The following is a 21,718-nucleotide window of genomic DNA, read 5'->3' as shown; positions in this document are numbered from 1 at the left end:
GGGTCAGGGTGGGGGCGCGCCTGCCACTGTCGACCGCGGAGCCGCCACGTCCGGCACGGCGAGGCCGATCCGGCCGCTCAGCTGTGCGACCTTGTCCAGGATCGGCTCGGCCTCACCGGCGCGGCCGACGGCGGCCAGCGCGAGGCCGTATACCTGCATCGCCCGCAGCCGCCGGACCGTCGCCGAGACCTCGGTGAGCGCCCGGACCGCCTCCTCGGCGATCGGCACCGCCGACTCGGCGTCACCGCTGCACAGGACCACCTCGGCCAGCCGGGCCAGCGCCCACCCCTCCTGATGCCGACGCCCGTCGCGGTGGGCGGCATCGAGCGCCCGTCCGCACAACTCGTGGGCGGCCGCGGGATCCCCGAGCTGCAGCCGCGCAAACCCCAACTCGTGCAACGCCATCGACTCCACTCGGAGGCTGCCGACCCGCCGCGCGTGCACCAGCGCCCGCTCGGCGGCCTCGACGGCCTCGGACCAGCGGCGGGCCTCGCAGTAGGCGCGGGCGATCGTCGCCCACATGATCCCCTGACTCCCGCCCCAGTCCTGGCTGACCAGCTCGATGGCCCGCCGGAAGTGGTCCACCGCGACATCCGCCTTGCCCTGGTAGGCCATGGCGGTGCCGAGCATGATCTCGGTGATGGTGGCGCCCGGCAGATCGCCCAGTTCCAGCAGGACCCCACCCGCTTCGCGGATCGCGCGACCGGCGCCGAGATCTCCCATACCGACCAGCCGCGCCATCCCGGCGGCCAGCTGCGCCCGGCCCATCGTCCGGCGGTCTCCGTCGGCGTCGGCGGCCCGGCTCAATACCTCGAGCGCCTGCGCCAGCTGGGACTGGTGCTCGCCGACATCACCGCCCACCGCAAGCGACAGCGCGAGATCCACTGCGAGCGATCGGGTTCGGACGTCGGGGCGGTCGGCGACCTGCCGGTACAGTGCCACCAGCCCGAACCGTTCGGCCATTGCCCAAGCGGTGCACCCTCGTTCGTCGGTGAACTGCTGCCCGGCCGCATCGGTGTCGGCGTAATAGTCCGTACCCATGCCCGGATCACGCAGTTCCACAATGTTCTTCGCACTCGCCAGGTAGAAATCGACCAGCCGGTGCAGCGCCTCCGGCCATTCCCGGTGGTGCTCCCGGTCGGCCACCCGGCGGGCGAACAGCCGCAGCAGATCGTGGTACCGATAGCGTCCGAACTCCGGCGTCTGCAGCATGCCGAGATCCACGAGGGTCTCGCAGAGCCGCTCGGCCTCGGCCCGATCCCGGTCGACCAGGGCGGCGATGGCGTCGACCGACAGATCCGGCGCGTCGGAGAACGCGATCAGCACGAACGCGCGCGCCAGCTCGGGGTCGAGGCGGCGAAAACTGGCCAGGAACACCATCTCCACGCTGGTATTGCCGACCGCGAGCTCGGCGAGTCGGCCGCGCTCGTCCGCGACGCGCTGCGCGACCGCGGCGAGTCGCCAGGCCGGTCTGGTCGCGAGCCGCGCCCCGGCGATGCGCAGCGACAGCGGCAGGTGCCCGCAGGCGCGCAGAATCTCCTGTGCCGCCTCGGGTTCCCGGGACACCCGCGACGCGGACACCATGCGCTCCAGCAGCGTCAACGCCTCGTCCTGGGTGAGAACATCGAGCGGGACCAGCCGCGCGTCGAACAGTTCCGCCAGGCTCGACCGGCTGGTGACCAGCACCCCTGCCGCCGCACCGGCACCGGGCAGCAGCGGCGTGACGTGGTCCACGTCGCGCGCGTTGTCGAGCACCAGCAGGATGCGTTTTCCCGCAACGGTGTTGCACCACACCTCCGTTCGCTCCGCCGGGTCACGCGGCAGTTCGCCGGGATGCACGCCGATCGAGCGAAATGCGATCGCGAGCAGCATGTCGATCGATCGCGGATGTTCGTCCATTCCCCCGAGATCGAGATACACCACCCCGTCCGGATAGTGGTCTCGCACGCGATGTGCGAGATGCACTGCGAGCGTGGTCTTTCCGATGCCCCCCATCCCCGTGATCGCGACCACCGGGCGCCGGTCGGAGTCCGCGATCAGCAGCTCGGCCAGTTCCCGTTCCAACTCCGCGCGCCCGACGAAATCGGCGATGTCGCGGGGCAACTGCGCCAGCCCCGGCTCCGGATGCTCGAACTCCTTTCCCGCGGGCGGAAATTCGCTCGGAGCCTCCGGTGCGGCACCGGAGTTCGTCGGCTCGGCCGACAGAAATTCCTGATGTAGTCGGACCAGCCGCGGGCCGGGTTCCAGGCCGAGTTCGTCGGCCAGCATCCGGCGCGCGTTCCGATACACCTCCAGCGCCTCGACCCGCCGACCGCTGCGATACAGCGCGATCATCAGCAGTTCGTGCCACCGCTCGACGTGCGGTTCGGCCGCCACCTGGGCCTCCAGCTCGGAGACCGCGGCCGCCGGCCGCCCCAGTTCCAGCGCGACAACGATCGCGGCCTCGTCGAGCGCCGACCGTAGCCTGCGCAGCCGGGTCCGCTCCTGGTCCGCCCAGGGTCCGGGCAGGCCGTCCAGCGGGTCGCCGCGCCACAGTTGCTGCGCCGCAGCCAGTTTCTCGTTCGCCGCGTCGACCGCGCCCGAGTTGCGGTCGGATTCGGCGGCCGCGATCAGTTCCTCGACCGCACCCGCGTCGGAGTCGACCGGCACGCCCAATCGGTAACCGGCGCGGGTCGACGCGAGCCACTCCGCACCGGCGCCCGCATGGCCGTGGGTATCGAATTGGCGGCGCAGGGCGTGTACGTAATTGCGCAGGACATTGTCCGCCGAGGCCGGCGGACGGTCGGCCCACAGACGCGCGGCCAGCTGCGTCTTCGACAGCGTGCGTCCCGGTTCGGCCGCCAGGATGACCAGCGCCGACATCATCTGCGGCGCAGCGATATCCAGGCGCCGATTCCCCAACCACACCTCGACCGGACCCAACAGACTCAACCGAAGTACCCCGGGCTTCACCTCGTCGACGCCCGAGCCCTGCCGCGCTGCCAAAACAGACCCTCACCATGTGACCGACCGACCGTGGACTCGCCCTGGAATCGGCCTTCTTCCGACCCTGTGCTCGCAATTTCGGTGTGCCAACCATACCCAGCCGTCCACGATCGCACCCGGATCGTGGTCGGCGAGTGCGGGTTCCGGGGGGACTCAGCCGGGCCTGTCCGCCGCGGTCGCCGCGTAACCGGCGAGGTCGTCGGCCATGCGCTGCATAACCCGCGGCAGCACGAAGGGCATGATCCAGCCCGTCCCGGGCCGCAGCCGCCAGGCGCCGTGCCAGGTGATGGTCGTGCCTCCGGCGGCGGACGGCTCCAGCTCGACGACGGCCCGATAGTCCTTCAGCGCGAAGTTGAACGCATCCTCGTAGGCCATCCGCCGGTTGTCGACCAGCTCGGTCAGCCGCTCCCCGGTGACCACCCGGCCGCTGCGGAATGCGCGGACCGCACCGATATCGTCGCGGCCGCCGGGGTCGATCCCGCTGGAGCGTTCCTCCACCAGTTCGTCCAGCCCGGACGACCACTGGGGCCAGCTGCGGCCATCGATCAGCAGGCCCCACACGACGTCGACGGACGCCGAACTCGTAGCGGTGACTCGATAGTGGGGCACAGCGCAACCCTTCGAACAAGGACGTTCATCCCGATGCCCTCAGTATCGTCACGGGTTCCCGCCCCGCCAATGCTCGAGATTGCGGTGTACCGATCAATTATTGCGGTACACCGAGGGCCGCACACCGGTGTGCCGCACGAATGCCGTCGACAGCGCGGCGGGACCGGCGAAGCCACACCGGCCCGCTATCCGAGCGATCGTCAGATCCGTCTCTCGCAACAGGCGTTTCGCCTCGTCGATCCGCAATCGGGTCAGATATCGGTACGGGGTCATACCCGTCGCCTCCCTGAAGACCCTGACCAGGTGGTACACGCTCAGGTGCACCTCGTCGGCGAGGTCGGCCAGGGTGATCGGCTCGGCGAGCCGCTCGCGCATCAGCGCGAGGACCGCACGCACGCGTGCATCCTCCCGCCTCGGCGCCGGCTCCGCGGACAGTCGAGCATGGCGGGTGAGCAAGTGGACGGTCAGGAACGCCGCGGCGGACTCGGCGTACAGATCATCGACGGCACCCGCGTCCCCGACCGCTCGGACGATCTGCTCGATCAGCGGATCCCCTGCCGTCAACGACTCGGCCACGGCATCGAAATCCACCGGTCCGCCGCCGAGCCTCGCCATCGTCGAATCCACCGTGTCGCGCGGGATGTGGACCTGCAGACTGCGCATCGCCCCCGCCGCGCGATAACGCCGCAGGACGGGCCGATCCGGGACCATCACCTCGAGTTGTCCCGGCGCCCACGCGGAGCGCTCCCACCGGCCGTCGCTGCGCGTCTCCATCACCGTGCGTCCCGCCGTCGGCAGCACCAGGTGCAGATCCGCCGCGCCCGGCAACGCCATGCCCTCGACCATGGGCACATGCTCGAACCGCTGCACGAGCAGGGACCTCCACCCGGCATTCTCCCAACTGCAGTATGTCCGCCGGACGTAGCGGTCCGTATCGAAACCGGCGTACGGCTGGAGATCCAAGCGCGTGGAATCGAACACCATGGACAAAGGCTATCGACGGCGCAAGCGCTTCGCCCGGTTGTCACGGCCCCCGTTGTCCGCCAACGTATTCGACCGCCATGCCGCGATGCCCGCCGTGGCGCCGATGTGCTATCCGCCTGTGGCGCCGCGGTGTTAGAAGGATTTGCCGGGATTTCGAGCCCATGCTGCGTTCCCGGGTTCCCAGCCGAGAGATGAGGAGTTTCCATGTACTTGCACACCGTTCGCCGCGGCATCGCCGTGACAGCGATCGCCGGAGCCGCCACGGTCGGCGCGCTGGCGGCCTCCGCACTCGTCACCGCACCGGTATCTCCCGTCCAGCACGTCACGCCGGGTGTCGTGCTGGCGGACGGCGCGGGCGATCCGGGTGTCGGCGAGAGCAACGACAACCCCGGCGACCCCGGGGTCGGACAGGGCGGCCCGGGCGATCCGGGCACCGGCCAGGGCGGCGGGTCGGGCGAACCCGGACTCGGACAGGGCTGACGCGCCTCACGTGAGTCGGCACGGCAGGCCTTCGGAGCACTGCGAGAGCGTCGATCTCTACAGTGCCCGAAGGCCGGCCATATCGGCCATCAAAGCCATCTGGTGATCGAAGTACGAGTCCGGGTTCTCGATCAACAGGTCCAGCCGCCCGAAAACCTCGAAGCTGATCACGCCGAACAGCTGAGTCCACGCGGCCAGGACTCGATCCAGCCGCGCCTCCGAGATCGCACCCGGACGCTGCTCGATGAGGCGCCGCATATCGCTGCGGACCGCCGCGGGAATCTCTTCCGATATCGGTTCCAGGCGATGCGCACCATCGATGACGATATCGACCAGCAGCAGCACCACCCGCGCGGCGGGCTCCACCGTTTCCTCGGGCGCTTCGTATCCGGGAATCGGATTGCCATAGAGCAGCCCGTATTCGGCCGGATGAGCCAACGCCCAATCGCGAACGGCTCGGCAGACCCCCATCCACCGCTCCCGCAGTTGCTCCCGCGGGACGGCGGCATCGGCCGCGGCCGCAGCGGTCGCCAGATCCTCGTACGCATCGGTGATCAGGGCGGTCAGCAGGGCGTCCCGGCTCGGAAAGTAGCGGTACAGCGCCGAAGCGACGATCCCCACATCCCGCGCCACACCGCGCAGGGACAGATTCGCGCCTTCGCGCGCGAAGTGGGCACGCGCTACGACCTTGATCTCCTCGACCATTTCTGAACGCACTCGGGCGCGCAACGACGGAGCGGACACCACGCCAGTATGGCACAAGCGAGAACGGGGATCCAAAACAAGAACACTGTTCTTGACGCGCATCACACGGAGTGCTTACACTGATCTCGTTCGAGAACAGTGTTCTTTCAGTGAAGGATGAGCGCCATGTCGCTTCATGTCATCATCGGAGCCGGACCCGTCGGCTCCGCCCTCGCACGACTGCTGGCGGACCGGGGCGAGGAGGTTCGTGTCATCACTCGCAGCGGCAAGGGCCCGGCGCACAACGGGATTCGGCTGCTCGCGGCGGATACCACCGACGCCGCGGCACTCGCCGAGCACGCACGCGGCGCGGTGGCGCTGTACAGCTGCGCGGGGCCGGCCTACCACCGCTGGGCCACCGAATGGCCGCCGCTCGGCGCGGCCATGGTCCGTGCCGCGGAGATCACCGGCGCGGTCCTGGTGAGCACCGGCAACCTGTATGGGTACGGCCCGGTCGACGGGGCGATGACCGAAGACCTCCCCCTGCGGCCCACCTCGGTCAAGGGCAGGGTGCGCGCCGACCTGTGGTCCGCCGCGCTGGCCGCACACGAGGCCGGGCGCATCCGCACCACGGAGGTACGCGGCTCCGACTACCTCGGCGCGGGCACCACGTCGCCGTTCAGCGTTCTGGTCCTGCCGAAAGTTCTCGCGGGGCGGGTGGCCTCGGTCCCGGCCGACATCGATGCCCCGCACAGCTGGACTCAGGTGTCGGACGTGGCGAACTTGCTGGCCGTCGTCGCCGCCGACGAGAAGGCATGGGGTCGGCCGTGGCACGTTCCCACCGCCGCGCCGCTGTCGATCCGCACGCTCGCCGAACGTACCGCCGAATTGGCCGGAGCGTCACGCGCACGAGTGCGAACCATGCCCGGCCTCCTGCTGCGGCTGGCCGGACTCTTCGATCCCATGGCTCGGGAGATGATCGAGATCCAATACCAACTCCGCAAGCCGTTCGTGCTCGACTCGTCCGCGGCCACCGCCGCCTTCGGGATCGAACCGTCGCCCGTGGAGGCTGGATTGCGCGAAATGATCACCGCCGCAAGAGATTCGGCCACACCGCTGTCAGGTCGATAGTGCGGCCACATCCCAGCCGGATTCGACCGAATCCTTGCATCGCTCGGGATCGTCGCCCGCGGCGACGAAGAGTGCGGTCAGCATCGGCACCCCGTGCGCGAGGGTCGCGCGTGGCAGCGGGCCCGAGGTGACGAGGGTTGCCAGGCCGTGGCCGATGGTCCAGGACTGTGTCGCCAGGTCCAGGGGGTCGATGTCGGCGCGGAAGCGGCCCGCCGTTTTCGCTCGCTCGACCGCGTGCACCAGGCGGTGCAGCGTTTCGTCGGCCGCCGCGGCGTCCTCGAGCTCGAAACCCGCGTCGAACATGACGCGATAGAGATCCGGGTTCTCGAGCGCGTTGCGCACATACGCGGCGCCGAGCGCGACTTGGTCGCGGACCGGGTCGGCGGTTGCGGCGACTGTGGCGAGTTGCGCGGCCAAGCGGGTGAATCCCTCCTGCCGCAACGCTTTCCACAGCCCGTCCATGCCGTCGAAATACGTGTAGACGGCCATCGTCGAGACGTCGGTGCCGGCGACGAGGCCACGCAACGTCACCGGTTCGCGCATGCGCAGCATGTACGCGGCTCGTTCGATCAGCATCGACCGGATGCGAGGTTTCTTGGTGCGGGCCATGGCGCAACATAACATAGCACTGTTATGGTTTGCCCCGAGTGTCGGGACGAACATGGGAGTGAGCCATGACCGTGAAACTGGTCAATCCGGAGGCATTGCCGAAACCGGAGGTGTACAGCCAGCTTTCGATCGCCGAGGGATCGAAGTTGGTGTTCTTGGCGGGCCAGGTCGCCCGCGACGCGAACGGCGAGAAGGTCGGCGAGGGTGACTTCGCCGCTCAGGTCGAGCAGGCGTACCTCAATGTGGCCGCGGCCCTGGCCGAGGTCGGGGGTTCCTGGGCCGATATTGCGAAGCTGACCATCTACGTCGTCGACTGGACGCCGGAGAAGATGCCGTTGCTCGGTCAGGGGGTCGAGCGCGCCGCCACGAAGCTCGGGATCGATCCGGTCAAGCCGATCACGCTGCTCGGCGTCTCGGCTCTGGGCGAGCCGGACATCATGGTCGAGGTCGAGGCGACGGCGGTGCTGGACTAGGTTCGTCGGCCGAGGGGCTCGATGACCGGCGCAGACGACGCGTTCACAGCCGATTCCCGGGCTGCGCCCAGGGGTTCGCGGCGCAGATCCACAGTCGGCTCCCAGCGACGTCGCGACGCACCTCGAGGTTCGGCGATCACGATCGGAGCGATAGCGGATTGCGGGCACGCCGCAGCGGGCGACTCCGAAGGGATCGAGCATGACAACCTCCGTGAAGGAGCGCGAGCCGGACATCGAACGGCATCGCGCCCCGGCACCGAACGAAGGCGAATCACGGTTCACCCGAATACTTTTCGGACCACCCGACCAACCCCGCTGGGCGCGACCGGGACTACTCGTGCTGCTCATCGCCACCGCGGTGCTCTACCTGTGGGATCTGACCAACTCCGGCTGGGCCAACACCTACTACTCCGCCGCCGCGCAGGCCGGGTCGCAGAGCTGGAAGGCGTTGCTGTTCGGGTCCTTCGACGCCGGGAACGCCATCACCGTCGACAAACCTCCCGCCGCACTGTGGGTCATGGGACTGTCCGGCAAGGTGCTCGGATTCAGCCAGTGGTCGGTGCTGCTGCCGCAGGCGCTGATGGGCATCGGCGCCGTCGCGCTGCTGGCCGCGACCGTGCGCCGCTGCAGCGGTCCGGGCACCGGGCTGCTCGCCGGGGCCGTCTTCGCGCTGACGCCCGTCGCGACACTGATCTTCCGCTACGACAACCCCGACGCGCTACTGGTGCTACTGCTCGTGGCCGCCGCCTACTGCACGGTCCGCGCCATCCAATCCACCGGTACCCGTTGGCTTTCCGCGCCCACCGGCTGGCTCGCGCTGGCGGGAGTCGCGGTCGGCTTCGCCTTCCTCACCAAGATGGGGCAGGCCTTCCTGATCCTCCCCGGCCTCGGTCTCGCTTACCTCATCGCGGCCACCGGCGGATTCTGGAAACGGGTCGGCCGCCTGCTCATCGCCTGTGCCGCGGTCGTCGTCTCCGGCGGCTGGTTCGTCGCCCTGGTCCACCTGTGGCCCGCGGACTCACGCCCGTACATCGGCGGATCCGACGACAACAGCCTGTGGCAACTCGCCATGGACTACAACGGCTTCGGCCGCCTCTTCGGCGGCGGCAACGGCGGCGGACCCGGTGGCGGGGGCGGATTCAGCGGCTCGACCGGCATCACCCGGCTCTTCGGCGCCCAGATGGGCACCGAGATCTCGTGGCTGCTGCCCGCCGCGCTCATCGGCCTGGCCGCCGGGCTGTGGCTCACGCGCCGTGCGCCGCGGACCGATCACACCCGCGCCGCGTTCATCCTCTGGGGCGGATGGCTGCTCATCACCGGGCTCACCTTCTCCTACATGAGCGGTACCGTCCATCCCTACTACACCGTCGCTCTCGCTCCCGCTATCGGCGCGCTCGTCGCTCTCGGCGTGCGTGAATTGTGGTCGCGCAGAGACCATCTCGCGGCGCGGCTGGTACTGGCGATCATGACCGCCGGGACAGGAGCCTGGTCGTTCGTGCTGCTCGATCGCACTCCCGACTGGCAGCCGTGGCTGCGCTGGACGGTGCTGATCGGCTCGATCCTGGTTGCCGTCGCGCTGATCATCGGTACCCGCCACGCCCGCCGCTACACCATGGTCGTGGCCACCGCGGGAATGCTTGTCGGACTCGGCGGCGCGGGCGCCTACGCCCTCGATACAGCCTCGCAGGGCCATAACGGCGGCAACCCCACCTCGGGTCCGGGCACCGGCCAGACTCTCGGCGGCATGCGGACCGGCGGAATGCCCAGTGGCACAGCGCCTTCGGGAGCCGAACTGCCGGAAGGCATGTCCCAGAACGGAAGTCCCGACGGCGACAAGTCGGGTCGCACTGCCGTTTCTCCAGGCGGTGGTGGTCCGACGAGCGACGCAAGCACCAACACCGAGCTCCAGACCATGCTGGAACAGAGCGGCACCCGCTGGACCGCGGCGACCGTGGGCGCTTCCACAGCAGGCGATCTCGCGTTGAATTCCGGCACCTCGGTGATGGCGATCGGCGGGTTCACCGGCGGCGACAACACCCCCACGCTCGACCAGTTCCAGCAGTATGTCGCCGACGGCCAGGTGCGCTACTTCATCGCAGGCAACAGCATGGGCGGTGGCCCCGGCGGCGGCTCCGACAACGTCGGCAGCCAGATCACCGCCTGGGTGAAAGAGCACTACACCGCGATCACCGTCGGCGGCACGACCGTCTACGACCTCACCCAGCCCACGTCCTGACGATCACCACGACCTGCTGCGCGGCCTCAGCGTCGGGCCTGGGCTCCTATCACGGACAGCAGCTGCAGCTTTTCGTAGCTCTCGCTGCCGGGCACCGCGGTGTAGACGAGCAGGATATGCGACTGGTCCGGATCTACCATGGTCTGGCAGTTCAGCTCCAACGCACCGACTTCGGGGTGGACGAAATGTTTCACCGCATGGGGCCGGACGCCGATCTCGTGGTCGTCCCACACCCGACGGAACTCCGCGCTCTGCGCAAGCAGCAGGTCGGCGTAGTGGGCCGCGCGAGAGTGGGGACCGCGCAGCGTGACCACCGCGCGCAGACCCGACACGAACATGCGGGTGAGGAACGAATGGTCGTCGGGGGCGTAGAGCTGTCGCGTGGCGGGGTCGGTGAACCATCGGTAGCCGATGCTGCGGGCCGGGCCGCTGTAGGCGGTCAGGTCGCCGGTGAGCGCGACGCCGAGCGAGGTCTGCCGCAGCGTCTCACCGAGTTCGGTGACGATCTCCGCGGGAGTGTCGTGCAGCCGGTCGAGGATGCGCAGCAAGCCGGGACCGATGTGCTCACCGCCCGCGCCGCGCGGGGGCGGGGCCTGTCCGGCGAGCCGGAACAGATGGTCGCGCTCGTCGAGAGAGAGGTGCAGGCCCTGCGCGATGGCGGCCGTCATCTGCTCCGACGGCTGCGGCCCGCGCCCCCGCTCCAGCCGCGCGTAGTAGTCGGTCGACATGTGGCACAGCGCGGCCACCTCCTCCCGCCGCAGCCCGCTCGTCCGTCGGCGCTGTCCCCGCGGAAGGCCGACGTCCTCGGGTTGCAGCGCTGCTCGGCGGCGCCGCAGGAACTCCGCCAGTCCGACCCGATCGATCACCATGCGCGCCTCCGTCACCGTGCGTGCCTGCTTCGATGTCATATTTCTACCGTCGGCGCGGTCCGGCAGCCACGGCTCGTCGATCCACCCTTCACGGCGCGCCGTCCGGGCTCGAGCACGGACCGCCGCGGAGCATGCCGGAGACAGGACTTCCTGATCAGTGGATCGAGCGGCCCTGGATCGGGCCGCCGTCTTCCACAGGATGGAGGTGACGCCACGACCCAGGAGGAGCACATGCCGCGCACATCCGTCGACATCACCGTCCCCGACCTCACCGGCAAGCGCGCCGTCGTCACCGGAGGTAGCGACGGCATCGGACTCGGCCTCGCCACGCGGCTGGCCGCCGCCGGAGCCGAAGTGGTGCTGCCCGTTCGCAACCCGCGCAAGGGCGAGGCCGCACTCGCCACGATCCGCGAAACGACCCCGCGAGCGAACGTGTCGCTGCGCGAGCTGGATCTGTCCTCGCTCGCCTCCGTCGCGGCCCTCGGCAAGACCCTGCACGAGGACGGCCGGCCGATCCACCTCCTCATCAACAACGCCGGTGTCATGACCCCGCCCGACCGGCAGACGACCACCGACGGATTCGAGCTGCAATTCGGCACCAACCACCTCGGCCACTTCGCCCTCGTGGCCCACCTGCTGCCGCTGCTGCGCGCCGGTCACGCACGCGTGACCTCACAGATCAGCATCGCGGCGAACCGACGCGCCATCAACTGGAACGACCTGAACTGGGAACGCTCCTACGACGGCGACAAGGCCTACAGCCAGTCGAAGATCGCCCTCGGACTCTTCGGCCTCGAACTCGACCGGCGCAGCCGAACCGACGGCTGGGGCATCACCAGCAATCTCTCCCACCCCGGCGTCGCCCCGACGAACCTGCTCCGCGCCCGCCCCGAGGTCGGCCGCGACCGGGACACCGGGCTCGCGCGCATGATCCGCGTGTTGTCGGCCCGCGGGATTCTCTTCGGGACGGTCCACTCCGCGCAACTCCCCGCCCTCTACGCCGCCACCTCCCCCGACGCCCGGCCCGGCGAGTTCTACGGGCCGCGCGGATTCGCCCACCTCGGCGGGCCTCCCGGAAGGCAGCAGCTCTACTCCCGCCTCCGGAGCACCGAGGAGGCCCGGCGGGTCTGGCAACTCTCCGAGGAACTCACGAACATCACCTTCCCCCGCGACTGAGAAGCCGGTCTCTCACACCGCCCCAACCAATCGCGGTCTGCCACGGTTGATTCCGCTGTCAGCACGTTTCCGAGTCGGACGGGTAGGGGCAGTCATGGGAGATATCGGGCCGGTGCGCCGGCGCATCGAGGTGGTTCCGGAAACCCGACCGGTGCTGCCGGTTCCGCACGAGCCGGAGCGTCCGGAGCGACCGGAGGTTCCGGTGCCCGCACGCGAACCCGCCCCCGCGCGGTGAATCCGGCGGTCCGAGTGCGGAGGTGATTCGTGTACACGGAGCAGGATTCGCGGAATCGCGCGGCGGTGGCCCGGATATCGGATTCGTCCGATCGGTCGGTGGGTACCGGATTTCTGGTCGGTCCGCGGCTGGTGGCCACGTGTGTGAGCAGCGTCGCGGCGGCAATTGGTGCCAATCCGCACAGCTTGCTGCGACCTCATGACCCTGTCCCGGTCGATTTCCCGTGGAGCGGGATTCCCGGCCGCCCGATGAGCGCCCGGGTGCGCGGCTGGGTCCCGGAGTATTCCCCTGGTTGCGGCGACATCGCCGTGCTGGAACTCGATGCCGCACCACCGGATAGGGCCCGTCCACTCTCGATCGCGGGAACAGAAGGCACGGGCGCCACCCGGTTTCGGATGCTGGGCGTGACCGACACCGGCTGGGGTATCGATGTTGCGCACGGCGCCCTGGGGACTCCGGTGCCGGGGACGAGTGTGTCGGTACTGCAGATCGAGCACGGCATGCCACCGTTGTCGCCCTGCTGGAGCGGTGCTCCCGTGTGGCGCGGTGGGTCGAACGCGGTGATCGGCATGGCGAAGTTTCCGGACCGGCAAACGGCCGGCCGCTCCGCCCATATGATTCCGATCCCGGATGTGCTCCGCGTCGTGTGGTCGTTGACGCCCCTCGACTCGGCGGATCCCGCCGCCGAGCCGGATTCCGCCGTCGAGCCTATCGTCGGCGTCTACGGGCTCCGGACGTTCACCGTCCACGGCGGGAAACTGCAGCCCGTGTTCGATTGGGACACCAGCACCGCGTGGCGCGACGGAACTTGTATTGCCCAGTGCGCCAAGGGTACCGCGCATCAAGCTCCGGCCGACGGCTGCACCTGCGGCGTGTACAGCTTCCGGGATCTGAGCCACCTGCGGCGGCAGTATTCGCAATCCGCCACGCTCGTCGGCGTGATCGCGCTCGAGGGCCGGGTGGTCGAGGGCGGGTCCGGTTGGCGAGCGCAGGCGGCGCGCCTGGTGGCGCTGTGGGAGCAGACCCCCGGTGTTGTGCACAGGTTGCCGGGGGTCGAACGGTATCGACGCGTGGAGGACATGGTGCACGCCTATTCCGGTCTCACCGTGGATGGTTCGCCGGGAGGTGCCGCTCCGAGGCATGCCGCGCCGGGGTTCTTCCCGCCGCGACCCACGCTGGTCGGGTACGGGCCGAGACCCGTTCTGCCGAAACCCGCTCCACCGAGTCCGGCGCCGCCGCGGCGCAGGCGAGCGGTCCGCAGAGCTCTCCTCGGATTTCTCGAGCTCCTGATCCCTCTTCTCGGCGCCGGCGGAACGGTGGCGACCCTGGTGTGGAAGATGGGATTCCCCGCCGGGCTGATCGTGTTCCTTGTCCTGGTGTTACTCATGTCCGGATCCCTGGTGGAAGAGATCCTTTCGAGGTAAGAGAACAATTCCGTCACACCCTCCCCGTTCTTGCTACGCTCGCCGAACTTCTCCGGGAGGTTCGACGCGTGCAAGGGATTGCGGACAACGGCCGGCTCGGCTGGGCCACCGTACGGATTCTGACGCCCTCCGGCGAGGTGGTGGGTGCGGGATTCCTGGTGCGGCCCACCCTGATCGCGACCTGCGCGCACGTCGTATCGGCCGCGCTGAATCGGGAGACGACCGGCGGTGAGGCACCGGAAGAGCCCGTGGCCGTGGACTTTGCGTCGGCGGGGACGGCGCGCGAGATGCTCGCCCGGGTCCGCCACTGGTCCGGAATCGGCGAGGACGGCCGCGGCGATATCGCCATTCTGGAGCTCCTCACACCGCCCCCGGATTCCGTTGCCCCGCTGCCGTTCTGGCCCGCCGGCCAGCCCTGGGGCGGCGAGTTCCGGATGTTCGGATTCCCGGCCGAGATGCCCGGCGGAGTCTGGGTGTCCGGCGAGTTCCGTGCCCCGCAGAGCCAGGGTTGGATGCAGTTGCAGGCGGCGACCGGCGGGCAGCCGATCACCGAGGGTTTCAGCGGCGCCGCGGTATGGGACACCGAGGCGCACGCCGTGACCGGAATGGCGGTCGCCGCCGACCGCCGCCGCTACACCCGCACCGCGTTCATGCTCCCCATCGACGAGGTACTACGACTCGATCCCGGCCTGCTGTCGAGCCCGTACCGCGGGATGGCGCCGTTCGACGAGGAACACGCGGAGTTCTTCTACGGGCGCGACGACGATATCGCGCGGGTGCTGGAGACCTTGCGGCACAACGGTTTCGCCGCGGTGGTCGGACGTTCCGGTACCGGGAAGTCGTCGCTGATCCGAGCCGGAGTGATACCGCGATTGCGGCAGCAGGGGCGAGAGGTCGCCGCATTCCGGCTCAGCGGCGACGCCGCCACGGCATCCGGTGTGCGCGCGATCGGATCCGGCCTCGCCACCGACGAGCCGCTGTCGACCTGGCTGATCGAGCAGACCGCGCCCGACGCCGCGGACGCGCCCGCGGCGGAACTGCTGCAACGACTTCCGTCGCACGGCACAGTGCTGTTCGTCGACCAGTTCGAGGATCTGGCCGCGGCGTCCCCGCGGCGGGCCCGCGCCCTGCTGCAGGCGTTGATCAGGCTCACCCGCGCCGATGCCGACGGCCGCCTGGCGATCGTGCTCACCTTGCGCTGGGACGCGCTGGACGACCTGCTCGACACCGAACTCGCCGAATTCCTCGGCGGCACAACGGTTGCGGTGGCTCCGCTGGGCCGCACCCAGCTCCGCGACGTGATCAGCCGCCCCGCCGGCCGCGCCGGGGTGGTGCTGGACGATGCCGTCATCGAGCGGCTGATCGATGGGGTCTTCGATCAGCCCGGCGGATTGCCGTTGCTGGCGTCGGTGCTGTCGGACCTGTGGGCGCGGCACACCGGCGGCCGGATCACCCTCGCCGATTACGAAGACGTCGGCAGCGTCGAGGTTTCCATCGCCAGGCGAGCCGAGCAGGTGATGGCGCAGTTCACCGATCCCGCCGCGGTATCCGGCGCGGAACGGCTCCTGAAGCTGCTCGCGGTGCCGACCTCCAGCGGCGCCGGATTCGTCCGATCGGTGCTGCCGATGCGGCAATACCCCGAACTCCGCGACGTGGCCGGGAGGCTGGCACTCGATCGCCTGGTCGTCGTCGGCCGCGACAAGAACGGCGCGGACACCGTCGAACTCGCGCACCAGGCGCTGATCGACAACTGGGAGCGGCTGCACGACCTGCTGCAGTCCGACCGCGACTTCCGCACCTGGCAGCAACACCTCGCACAAGACCTGGACAACTGGGAACGTCGCGGCCGCGAGCCCGACGCGCTGCTGCGCGGCACCGCCCTCGAGGCCGCGTCGGAGCAGCTGGAGGCGCGGGAATCCGATGTCCCGCAGGCACATCGGGAGTTCATCGCCGCCAGCCGCCGGCGGCGCGGCCGGGAAGTGCGGCGACTGCGGCTGGTGGCCGCCGCGCTCGCCGTCCTGGTGGTCGTGGCCACGACGACGGCGGTGCTCGCCTACCGGAGCAGCGAGGCCCGCGCCGCCCAGCTGCGATTGCAGGCGGGACGCAACCTCGCGGAGGAATCCATGCGGGTGGCCGACTCCGACCTGGACAGGGCGCTGCAGCTCGCGCAGGCCGCGGCGCGACATGCGCCGGACGACCCGCTCGTGCGGACCGCCCTGCTGTATCAGCAAGTGCGGATGTCGTCCGTCGACGACTATCGGACCGACCTCTGGCACAACGCCACGTTCGGCGCGGCAAGCGGGGACGGGTCGGAATTCGCGGTCGCGGAGGACCGAGACGTCACGGTCTGGAGCGGTCTGTCCGGCGACAATCCGGTGCCGTGGCGGCTCCCGCCGACCCCCAGGAAGGTTGTCGCACTGAACCTGAGCCCGAACGGCGCCGCATTGGCGGTGGTCACCGACGACGGCGCGGTCAGCGTCTGGGACGTGCGGAGCCGCACCGGTCCCGCAGCGGTCCGGCCGCCGGAGCCCGCGCCGCTGCTGAACAACGGGGTGTCGACCGGCTGGGACGAGGCCGGGCGCCGGCTCGCGGTGCGGCTCAACCGGGCACAGCTCCAGCAGGCGGAGCCCGAGCAGGCCGAGCACACCGATCTGCTCGAGGTGTACGACCTGGCGGGCGCCCGGCCGGTTCCGATTGCCTCCCCACCTCCGCTGGCGGATGTCGCCCAGTTTCCCCGGTACGTAGACCCCACCGGCACCATGATCGCGATGCGGGAGGTCCGAGCCGGGGCCGAGCGCAATGTCCTGCGCGATGCACAGACCGGGCAGCCGATTCGGGAATTGCCGCCCGGCACGATCACGTCGACCGGTCTGATCGCCGGGTGCACCGACGACCAGCTGGTCGTCGCGGATGCGCTGACGGGAGCCGAACGGACGCGCACGCCTCGCGGCTCGGGCACGAGGACCGAGGACTGCGAGTGGGACATCGATCTCAGCGGGCGATACGCGTGGTCGGCGAGCGCGCTCACCACCGATACGATCGGCCAGGTCCACATGATCGAACTCCGGACCGGCCGGGCATCGGTCGTCCAAGCGGCCACCATCCGGCGGAAATCCGGTGTCAGCGTGCTGATTTCGCCCGGCGCGGACGGCCCCCGGCTGGCGCAGTTCACGCCGAGTGGCATGCTCCGGTTCGCGCCGGCCGTCGCGATCGCGGAGATGAACGTCTTCGCCGGATCGACCGTCGGGAACCGACTTGTCCAGTGGGGTCCGGACGGCCGGTTCGTGGTGGAGGTCGAGAGACTCCCCAATACCGCGACCGGAACGATCCGCGTCGTCGAAATGGCCCCTGCCATCAAGGAAGTCGCACGGACCTCGACGGCCATAACCATGCGTGGTTCGGCTCCCTACGAGGCGGCCTACTGGATCACGACCGACGGCAGGCATCTCGTGACGGCCGGAACGGCCGGTGGCATTACCGTCTATTCGTTACCCGGGCTGGCCGTGGAGCGGCAGTTCTCGCTCCCCTTCCCTCCCGAACTCGAACCCGGGCGAAGGTCGCCGACGTCCATCATGCAGCCCGGCGACGACGAGCTGGCCTTCTTCTACGCGGGCACCGTCACCCGATGGCGGATATCGAACGGCCAGCAACTCGGTGGGCCCCTGCGGACGTGGCGCGACGTCGAGGAGCTGCGGTGGATGGTCGATCGTGGTGTGCAGGCGCACCTCGTCCCAACCCACAAGGATCGGTTCTTCACCGAGAATATCGACGGCGATACCGTGCGAGATCTCTTGGACGGGCGCGTGATCCGCACGATACCCGTCAACCAGAGCGAGCGTTACGACCGGCGAGAAGGGTTCGCCAGGCCGGGCGTGCCGGGCATCTACATTCGGTACGACTCGGGGAAGAACACGATCGAGAACTTCGACACCGGAGTGGAATCGGTGTCCCCCCAGCCGTTTCCGGCGGGCCGACCGGCCGGCGAGACGAAGGACGGTCTGGTGGTCGTGAACAACGGTGCAGGACTGGAGATCTGGGACTTCGATCGCGCGACGAAGCTTTTCGATGTGAAGGTGACGGCCGAGAACGAGGATGTCTTCGGGGATACGCTCCACCTGCTGAATCCCGGCAGATACGCGTTCGGCGGCGGCGTCGGCAAGTACGCGATCAACCTCGATCGCGATGAGGTCCTCGAACGCCTCTGTGCGATCAACGATCGCGAGTACACCCCGGCCGAACGCGACGCCCTGCCGGTCGGCGCCGACACCACCCGCCCCTGCCGCGGGACCTGACGATCAAGCGACCTCTTCGAGGTATTTCCGGACGCGCGACAGCCCGTCGTGGACGTATCCCTTGACGGTGCCCTCCGCCACGCCCATCACCCGGGCGGTCTCCTTGTAGGTGTTGCCCTCGTAGGTGTAGATGATGACCGCCTGGCGTTCCCGCGGCGGCAGTGTGTCCAGGAGCCGGATCAGCATGTCCCGCAACGCGATCATGTCGTCGAAGGGCAGGCCGGCATGGTCGGCGAGCACCGAGAGGCGTTCGTGCCCGTCGGAATCCATCCGTTCCCGATCCTTCGCGGCCCGGACCATGGCATCCTTCACCAGATTCTCCGCCGTGATCCACAGGTACTTCCGCAGCCCCTCGACATCCGTGATGTGGTCCGGCCAGCGCGCGTACACCCGCATGAACGCGGTCTGCACGATGTCGTCGGCGTCGGCACGGCTGCGCGTCAGCTTGGTGATGCGGGCCAGCAGCATCTCGCTCGCGGATTCGTATGCCTCCACCAGCATTTCGGCGAAGGCCTGCTCGCGCTGCTCACCGGTGCGGGCGATCCGGATGACGGCCGGTCCCGGGTCGGCGGTGAGCAGCGTGAGCGGAGCCTGCGCACATTCGTGCAACACCACCCGCAGCAGGCTGGCGAACGAAATATCACGGGCCTGGTCGGGGTCGAGTGGCGCGCTCATCTGTTCCGGCTCCCTGATCGTCTCTCGGAAATCCTATGCCCGGTACTCGAGCCACCGCGTGGTCGATGTCGCCAGGGTCAGGAAGATCGTGGCGATCGGGAACACGGCCGTGAGGATGATGAACACCGGGCTGCCTATCACGCCGTACTCGTCCGAGGCTCCCGCGATGGCCGCCACGGTCACCATCTCGATGAAGCTGTAGGCGATGTCGATCGCGCAGCCGCCGACGATCAGCCGACGCGCCGATGTCTGCCTGCGGAACATCTGGATGCCTCCGGCCAGCAGCAGCGAACCGATGATCAGGAAGAACGGGATCGAGATCCCGAAAAGCGCTCGCACCGCGTCGGTTTCGCCCGCCGCGTCGAGGTCGCTCAGCATCGCGATCCCGGCAATGAGCACGATAACGCTCAGCAGCCGGTGCGCGCCGCCGAGGCAGGCGAGCACCCCGGCCGTGATGGCGGTGCCGCCGCCGGGCCGCGGCACCGGGTGTGCGTGGTCGAAGTCGCCGGGGGCGGTCGGGTTGTGCATCATGGCGGATTCCTCTCATCGAACCGGATTCTTGTGAGGATCAACCGCCGTGGTTCACGAAACGTTGGGTCCGCGGAGGAATCGTCGCTTCGATGGGGTTACCGCCGCCGAGACCACTCGGGCGATGTCACGCAGGGGCGCCGAGCGGTGGGTGCTCCAGCACGCGGGGCTTGTACTCGACCAGTTGGATGCGGCCGTCGAAGGTGCGGTGGTCGATCATCTCGAGGGCGACGTCCGGATAGCCGTCGTAGATGCGTTCCGCGCCGGTGGCACCGGTGATCACCGGGAACATCACGACCCGGAACCGGTCGACGAGCCCGGCTCGCAGCAGGGAGCGGCACAGGCTCAGGCTGCCGATCGTGGTGAGGAGCCCCGAGCCATTCGCCTTCATCGCGCGGACGGCCTCGACGGCGTCGTCTCGGACGAGCGTGGAGTTGGCCCACTTCAGCGGCTCCTCGAGGGAGGAGGAGAACACCACCTTGGACGCCCGCGTGAGTTCGTCGACGGACGCCTCTTCCTCGGGCCTGAACTCGTCCTGGCCCTCCGGCATCTCGCCGGCGGCGAAGCCCGACATCAGGCGGTAGGTGTTCGCTCCCATCAGGTGGGTGGCCTCGGGCTGCTCGCCGAGCCATGCGAGGTACTCCGGCCCCTCGAGTCCCCAGAACCCGGGCCATCCCTCGCCCGATGCGTAACCGTCGAGGGAGGTGATGAAGTCGACGAGAAGCTCCGACATGGCAGTGTCCTTTCCTAGCGTGTCACGAGCTTTGACCGACCGAGAGCCACAAACTCATCGGCCCGCGCTGCAGGGCGTCGGGGAATTATTCGGTGGCGACAGCGACGAACAGCGCGAAAGTGGTGAGCACCAGTATCGGTATCAGGATGCCCGCGGCACGTGCCTGGTGTGATCGCGGGACCGCCGCCGGCTAACGGTGCTTCCGGCGTGGTTCCCCGCCGGAAACAAGAAAACCTCCGACCGAAGTCGAAGGTTTTACTGTAACTCCGAGTTACAGATACTCTATCGGGAGGGCGACACGGCCACTCCGTGCACACCCTAGACCAGATGCAACGTCTGGTCTAGGGGCCGAACCGGCATTTCTGCACCGGTCCGGGGTCAGCCGGTCGCCTCTGAAACGTTGCGCTGCAACACCACGTGCACGACCGCGTCGTGCCGCGCGGCGAGTCGGTGCGGATCTCCTCCGGCGATGTGGATGACGGTCCCGGCGTCGAGCCGGTGGCTTTCGTTTCCGGCCCGGGTCGTGACGTCGAGATCGATCGTTCCGCTGAGGCAGTGGATCAGGATCGGTCCCGGCGCTCGGTGCTCCTCGAGCACCTGCCCCTCGCGGAAGCTGATGCGTACCAGGGTCAATCCGTCTCCGCGCAGGAGTCGCTGCGCATTCGGTGCGGCGCCGTCGCGGGGCTGCCAGGCGGAGGTGTCGGTGGCGATGAGAGTGCTGGTCACGAGTGCGGCTTCCTGGCGATGATTTCGATGGCGGCGAGACGACGACGATGCGTGTTGAAGGTGGCGCGCATGGCGAGGACCCGGCGCCGGGCAGCACTGTCCCGCAAGATGTTTCGGACGATTCGGGCGGTTCCGAGGATTCCTTCGTCCGCCAGCATCCGGCGGGGTTGCAGCAGCGCCATCGGCGCGAAAGCGACTGTGTCGACGGTGAATCCACCCGCCGCGAGCAGATCGGTCCACTCGCTTCGGGTCAGTGGCCGGGCATTGACCTTGATGGAGCGTGCGAGTTCCCTGCGGATCTCGGTCTTGATGCCGTCGTCGAGTTCGTCGGGCTGCAGGGCTAGTTCGTGGATCGCGTAGCGGCCGCCCGGCCGCAGCATCCGGAATGCCTCGGCGATGATCTCGGCCTTGTGGGCGTCGGTCTGCATGGTGAGCATCGCCTCCCCCACCACGGCGTCGGCGGAGCCGGAGGCCAGCCCGGTGGCCGCGGCATCACCGCGGACGACCGATCCCGAGTCGCCGATGGCGCCGGCGGTGAGGGCCGCGGCGTTGTCGTCGGCTTCGACGCCGCGGTAGCTGGCAGGGTTGCGGCGCAGGATGGAGACGGCGGTCTTGCCGAGGCCGGGCGCGAGTTCGACGACGTCGGCACCGTTCAGGTGGGCGTCATCGAGCATCCGTTCGGTCATCTCCTTGCCGCCGGGGCGGAGGATGCGTTTGCCGAGGCGGGCCAGTAGCCAGTGGCCGGGCATGTGCGCGGAGTCGCGTTCCTCGAACGGAAGTGGTGTGGTCATGCGGGTGTTCCTGTCGGTTCGGCCGCCGGTGGCGGCGGTTCTACAATCGATCGAGGGAGAAGGCGACCGGAAGGGCGC

At 69.0% G+C, this 21,718-nt stretch carries 19 protein-coding genes; 8 read left to right on the top strand and 11 right to left on the bottom strand.

The window, feature by feature from the left end:
- Positions 1-3: 3 nt before the first annotated feature.
- The 3 genes from NM1_RS10605 to NM1_RS10595 all read right to left on the bottom strand — a co-directional run bounded on the left by NM1_RS10605 (position 4) and on the right by NM1_RS10595 (position 4,578).
- Complete coding sequence (locus tag NM1_RS10605; RefSeq protein ID WP_218022165.1) at positions 4-2,931, bottom strand: AfsR/SARP family transcriptional regulator; 2,928 nt, start codon at positions 2,929-2,931, stop codon at positions 4-6.
- A gap of 207 nt (positions 2,932-3,138) precedes the next feature.
- The gene (locus NM1_RS10600; protein ID WP_068017378.1) at positions 3,139-3,594 is read right to left on the bottom strand and encodes an SRPBCC family protein; all 456 of its coding nucleotides are present in this window, start codon (positions 3,592-3,594) and stop codon (positions 3,139-3,141) included.
- Between the two features lie 93 nt (positions 3,595-3,687).
- Complete coding sequence (locus NM1_RS10595) at positions 3,688-4,578, bottom strand: helix-turn-helix domain-containing protein (RefSeq protein ID WP_068017375.1); 891 nt, start codon at positions 4,576-4,578, stop codon at positions 3,688-3,690.
- Positions 4,579-4,782: 204 nt separating this feature from the next.
- Between NM1_RS10595 and NM1_RS43320 the strand changes: the two genes are divergently transcribed.
- Positions 4,783-5,058: a hypothetical protein gene (locus NM1_RS43320; protein ID WP_068017372.1), complete on the top strand. Its 276-nt coding sequence runs from the start codon at positions 4,783-4,785 to the stop codon at positions 5,056-5,058.
- Between the two features lie 57 nt (positions 5,059-5,115).
- Here NM1_RS43320 and NM1_RS10585 read toward each other — a convergent pair whose 3' ends face one another.
- Positions 5,116-5,802, bottom strand: a complete 687-nt coding sequence (locus tag NM1_RS10585; RefSeq protein ID WP_068017537.1) for a TetR/AcrR family transcriptional regulator — start codon at positions 5,800-5,802, stop codon at positions 5,116-5,118.
- A gap of 126 nt (positions 5,803-5,928) precedes the next feature.
- On the opposite strand from NM1_RS10585, the gene NM1_RS10580 reads away from it, so the two are divergent.
- Positions 5,929-6,873 (top strand): NAD-dependent epimerase/dehydratase family protein, encoded by a 945-nt coding sequence (locus NM1_RS10580; protein WP_068017533.1) that lies wholly within the window; start codon positions 5,929-5,931, stop codon positions 6,871-6,873.
- Here the strand turns inward: NM1_RS10580 and NM1_RS10575 are convergent.
- Complete coding sequence (locus NM1_RS10575) at positions 6,862-7,449, bottom strand: TetR/AcrR family transcriptional regulator (protein WP_246010638.1); 588 nt, start codon at positions 7,447-7,449, stop codon at positions 6,862-6,864. The genes NM1_RS10580 and NM1_RS10575 overlap by 12 nt on opposite strands.
- 98 nt (positions 7,450-7,547) lie before the next feature.
- Between NM1_RS10575 and NM1_RS10570 the strand changes: the two genes are divergently transcribed.
- Both NM1_RS10570 and NM1_RS10565 read left to right on the top strand, forming a co-directional pair.
- A complete protein-coding gene (locus NM1_RS10570; protein WP_068017367.1) occupies positions 7,548-7,955 on the top strand; it encodes a RidA family protein in 408 nt (135 codons plus the stop codon).
- Positions 7,956-8,154: 199 nt separating this feature from the next.
- The gene (locus NM1_RS10565) at positions 8,155-10,191 is read left to right on the top strand and encodes a glycosyltransferase family 39 protein (protein WP_084519353.1); all 2,037 of its coding nucleotides are present in this window, start codon (positions 8,155-8,157) and stop codon (positions 10,189-10,191) included.
- Between the two features lie 26 nt (positions 10,192-10,217).
- Here the strand turns inward: NM1_RS10565 and NM1_RS10560 are convergent, their stop codons facing one another.
- Positions 10,218-11,057 carry a helix-turn-helix transcriptional regulator gene (locus NM1_RS10560; protein WP_068017528.1) on the bottom strand — a complete coding sequence of 280 codons (840 nt, stop codon included), beginning with the start codon at positions 11,055-11,057 and terminating at the stop codon, positions 10,218-10,220.
- Between the two features lie 234 nt (positions 11,058-11,291).
- Between NM1_RS10560 and NM1_RS10555 the strand changes: the two genes are divergently transcribed.
- From NM1_RS10555 to NM1_RS10545, 4 genes are all read left to right on the top strand, one after another.
- Positions 11,292-12,236, top strand: a complete 945-nt coding sequence (locus NM1_RS10555) for an SDR family oxidoreductase (protein WP_068017365.1) — start codon at positions 11,292-11,294, stop codon at positions 12,234-12,236.
- A 94-nt stretch (positions 12,237-12,330) separates the two neighbouring features.
- Positions 12,331-12,471, top strand: a complete 141-nt coding sequence (locus NM1_RS42155) for a hypothetical protein (RefSeq protein ID WP_157123887.1) — start codon at positions 12,331-12,333, stop codon at positions 12,469-12,471.
- A gap of 29 nt (positions 12,472-12,500) precedes the next feature.
- Positions 12,501-13,895 carry a trypsin-like serine peptidase gene (locus NM1_RS42150; RefSeq protein WP_068017361.1) on the top strand — a complete coding sequence of 465 codons (1,395 nt, stop codon included), beginning with the start codon at positions 12,501-12,503 and terminating at the stop codon, positions 13,893-13,895.
- A gap of 68 nt (positions 13,896-13,963) precedes the next feature.
- The gene (locus NM1_RS10545) at positions 13,964-18,187 is read left to right on the top strand and encodes a S1 family peptidase (RefSeq protein ID WP_068017359.1); all 4,224 of its coding nucleotides are present in this window, start codon (positions 13,964-13,966) and stop codon (positions 18,185-18,187) included.
- 3 nt (positions 18,188-18,190) lie between these two features.
- Here the strand turns inward: NM1_RS10545 and NM1_RS10540 are convergent, their stop codons facing one another.
- From NM1_RS10540 to NM1_RS10520, 5 genes are all read right to left on the bottom strand, one after another.
- Positions 18,191-18,862 carry an RNA polymerase sigma factor gene (locus tag NM1_RS10540; protein ID WP_068017356.1) on the bottom strand — a complete coding sequence of 224 codons (672 nt, stop codon included), beginning with the start codon at positions 18,860-18,862 and terminating at the stop codon, positions 18,191-18,193.
- Positions 18,863-18,895: 33 nt separating this feature from the next.
- On the bottom strand, positions 18,896-19,393 hold the full coding sequence (locus NM1_RS10535) for a hypothetical protein (RefSeq protein WP_068017353.1): 498 nt from the start codon (positions 19,391-19,393) through the stop codon (positions 18,896-18,898).
- Between the two features lie 124 nt (positions 19,394-19,517).
- Positions 19,518-20,123 carry a dihydrofolate reductase family protein gene (locus NM1_RS10530; RefSeq protein WP_068017350.1) on the bottom strand — a complete coding sequence of 202 codons (606 nt, stop codon included), beginning with the start codon at positions 20,121-20,123 and terminating at the stop codon, positions 19,518-19,520.
- Between the two features lie 378 nt (positions 20,124-20,501).
- Positions 20,502-20,849 (bottom strand): cupin domain-containing protein, encoded by a 348-nt coding sequence (locus NM1_RS10525; protein WP_068017347.1) that lies wholly within the window; start codon positions 20,847-20,849, stop codon positions 20,502-20,504.
- Entirely contained in the window at positions 20,846-21,640 is a 795-nt protein-coding gene (locus NM1_RS10520; RefSeq protein WP_068017345.1) for a class I SAM-dependent methyltransferase, read from the bottom strand. Before NM1_RS10520 ends, NM1_RS10525 begins: the two co-directional genes overlap by 4 nt.
- Positions 21,641-21,718 lie beyond the last annotated feature (78 nt).

This window comes from Nocardia mexicana NBRC 108244 (assembly GCF_001613165.1).
Taxonomy (GTDB): Bacteria; Actinomycetota; Actinomycetes; order Mycobacteriales; family Mycobacteriaceae; genus Nocardia; species Nocardia mexicana.
This window is presented reverse-complemented; position numbering and strand designations above follow the sequence as displayed.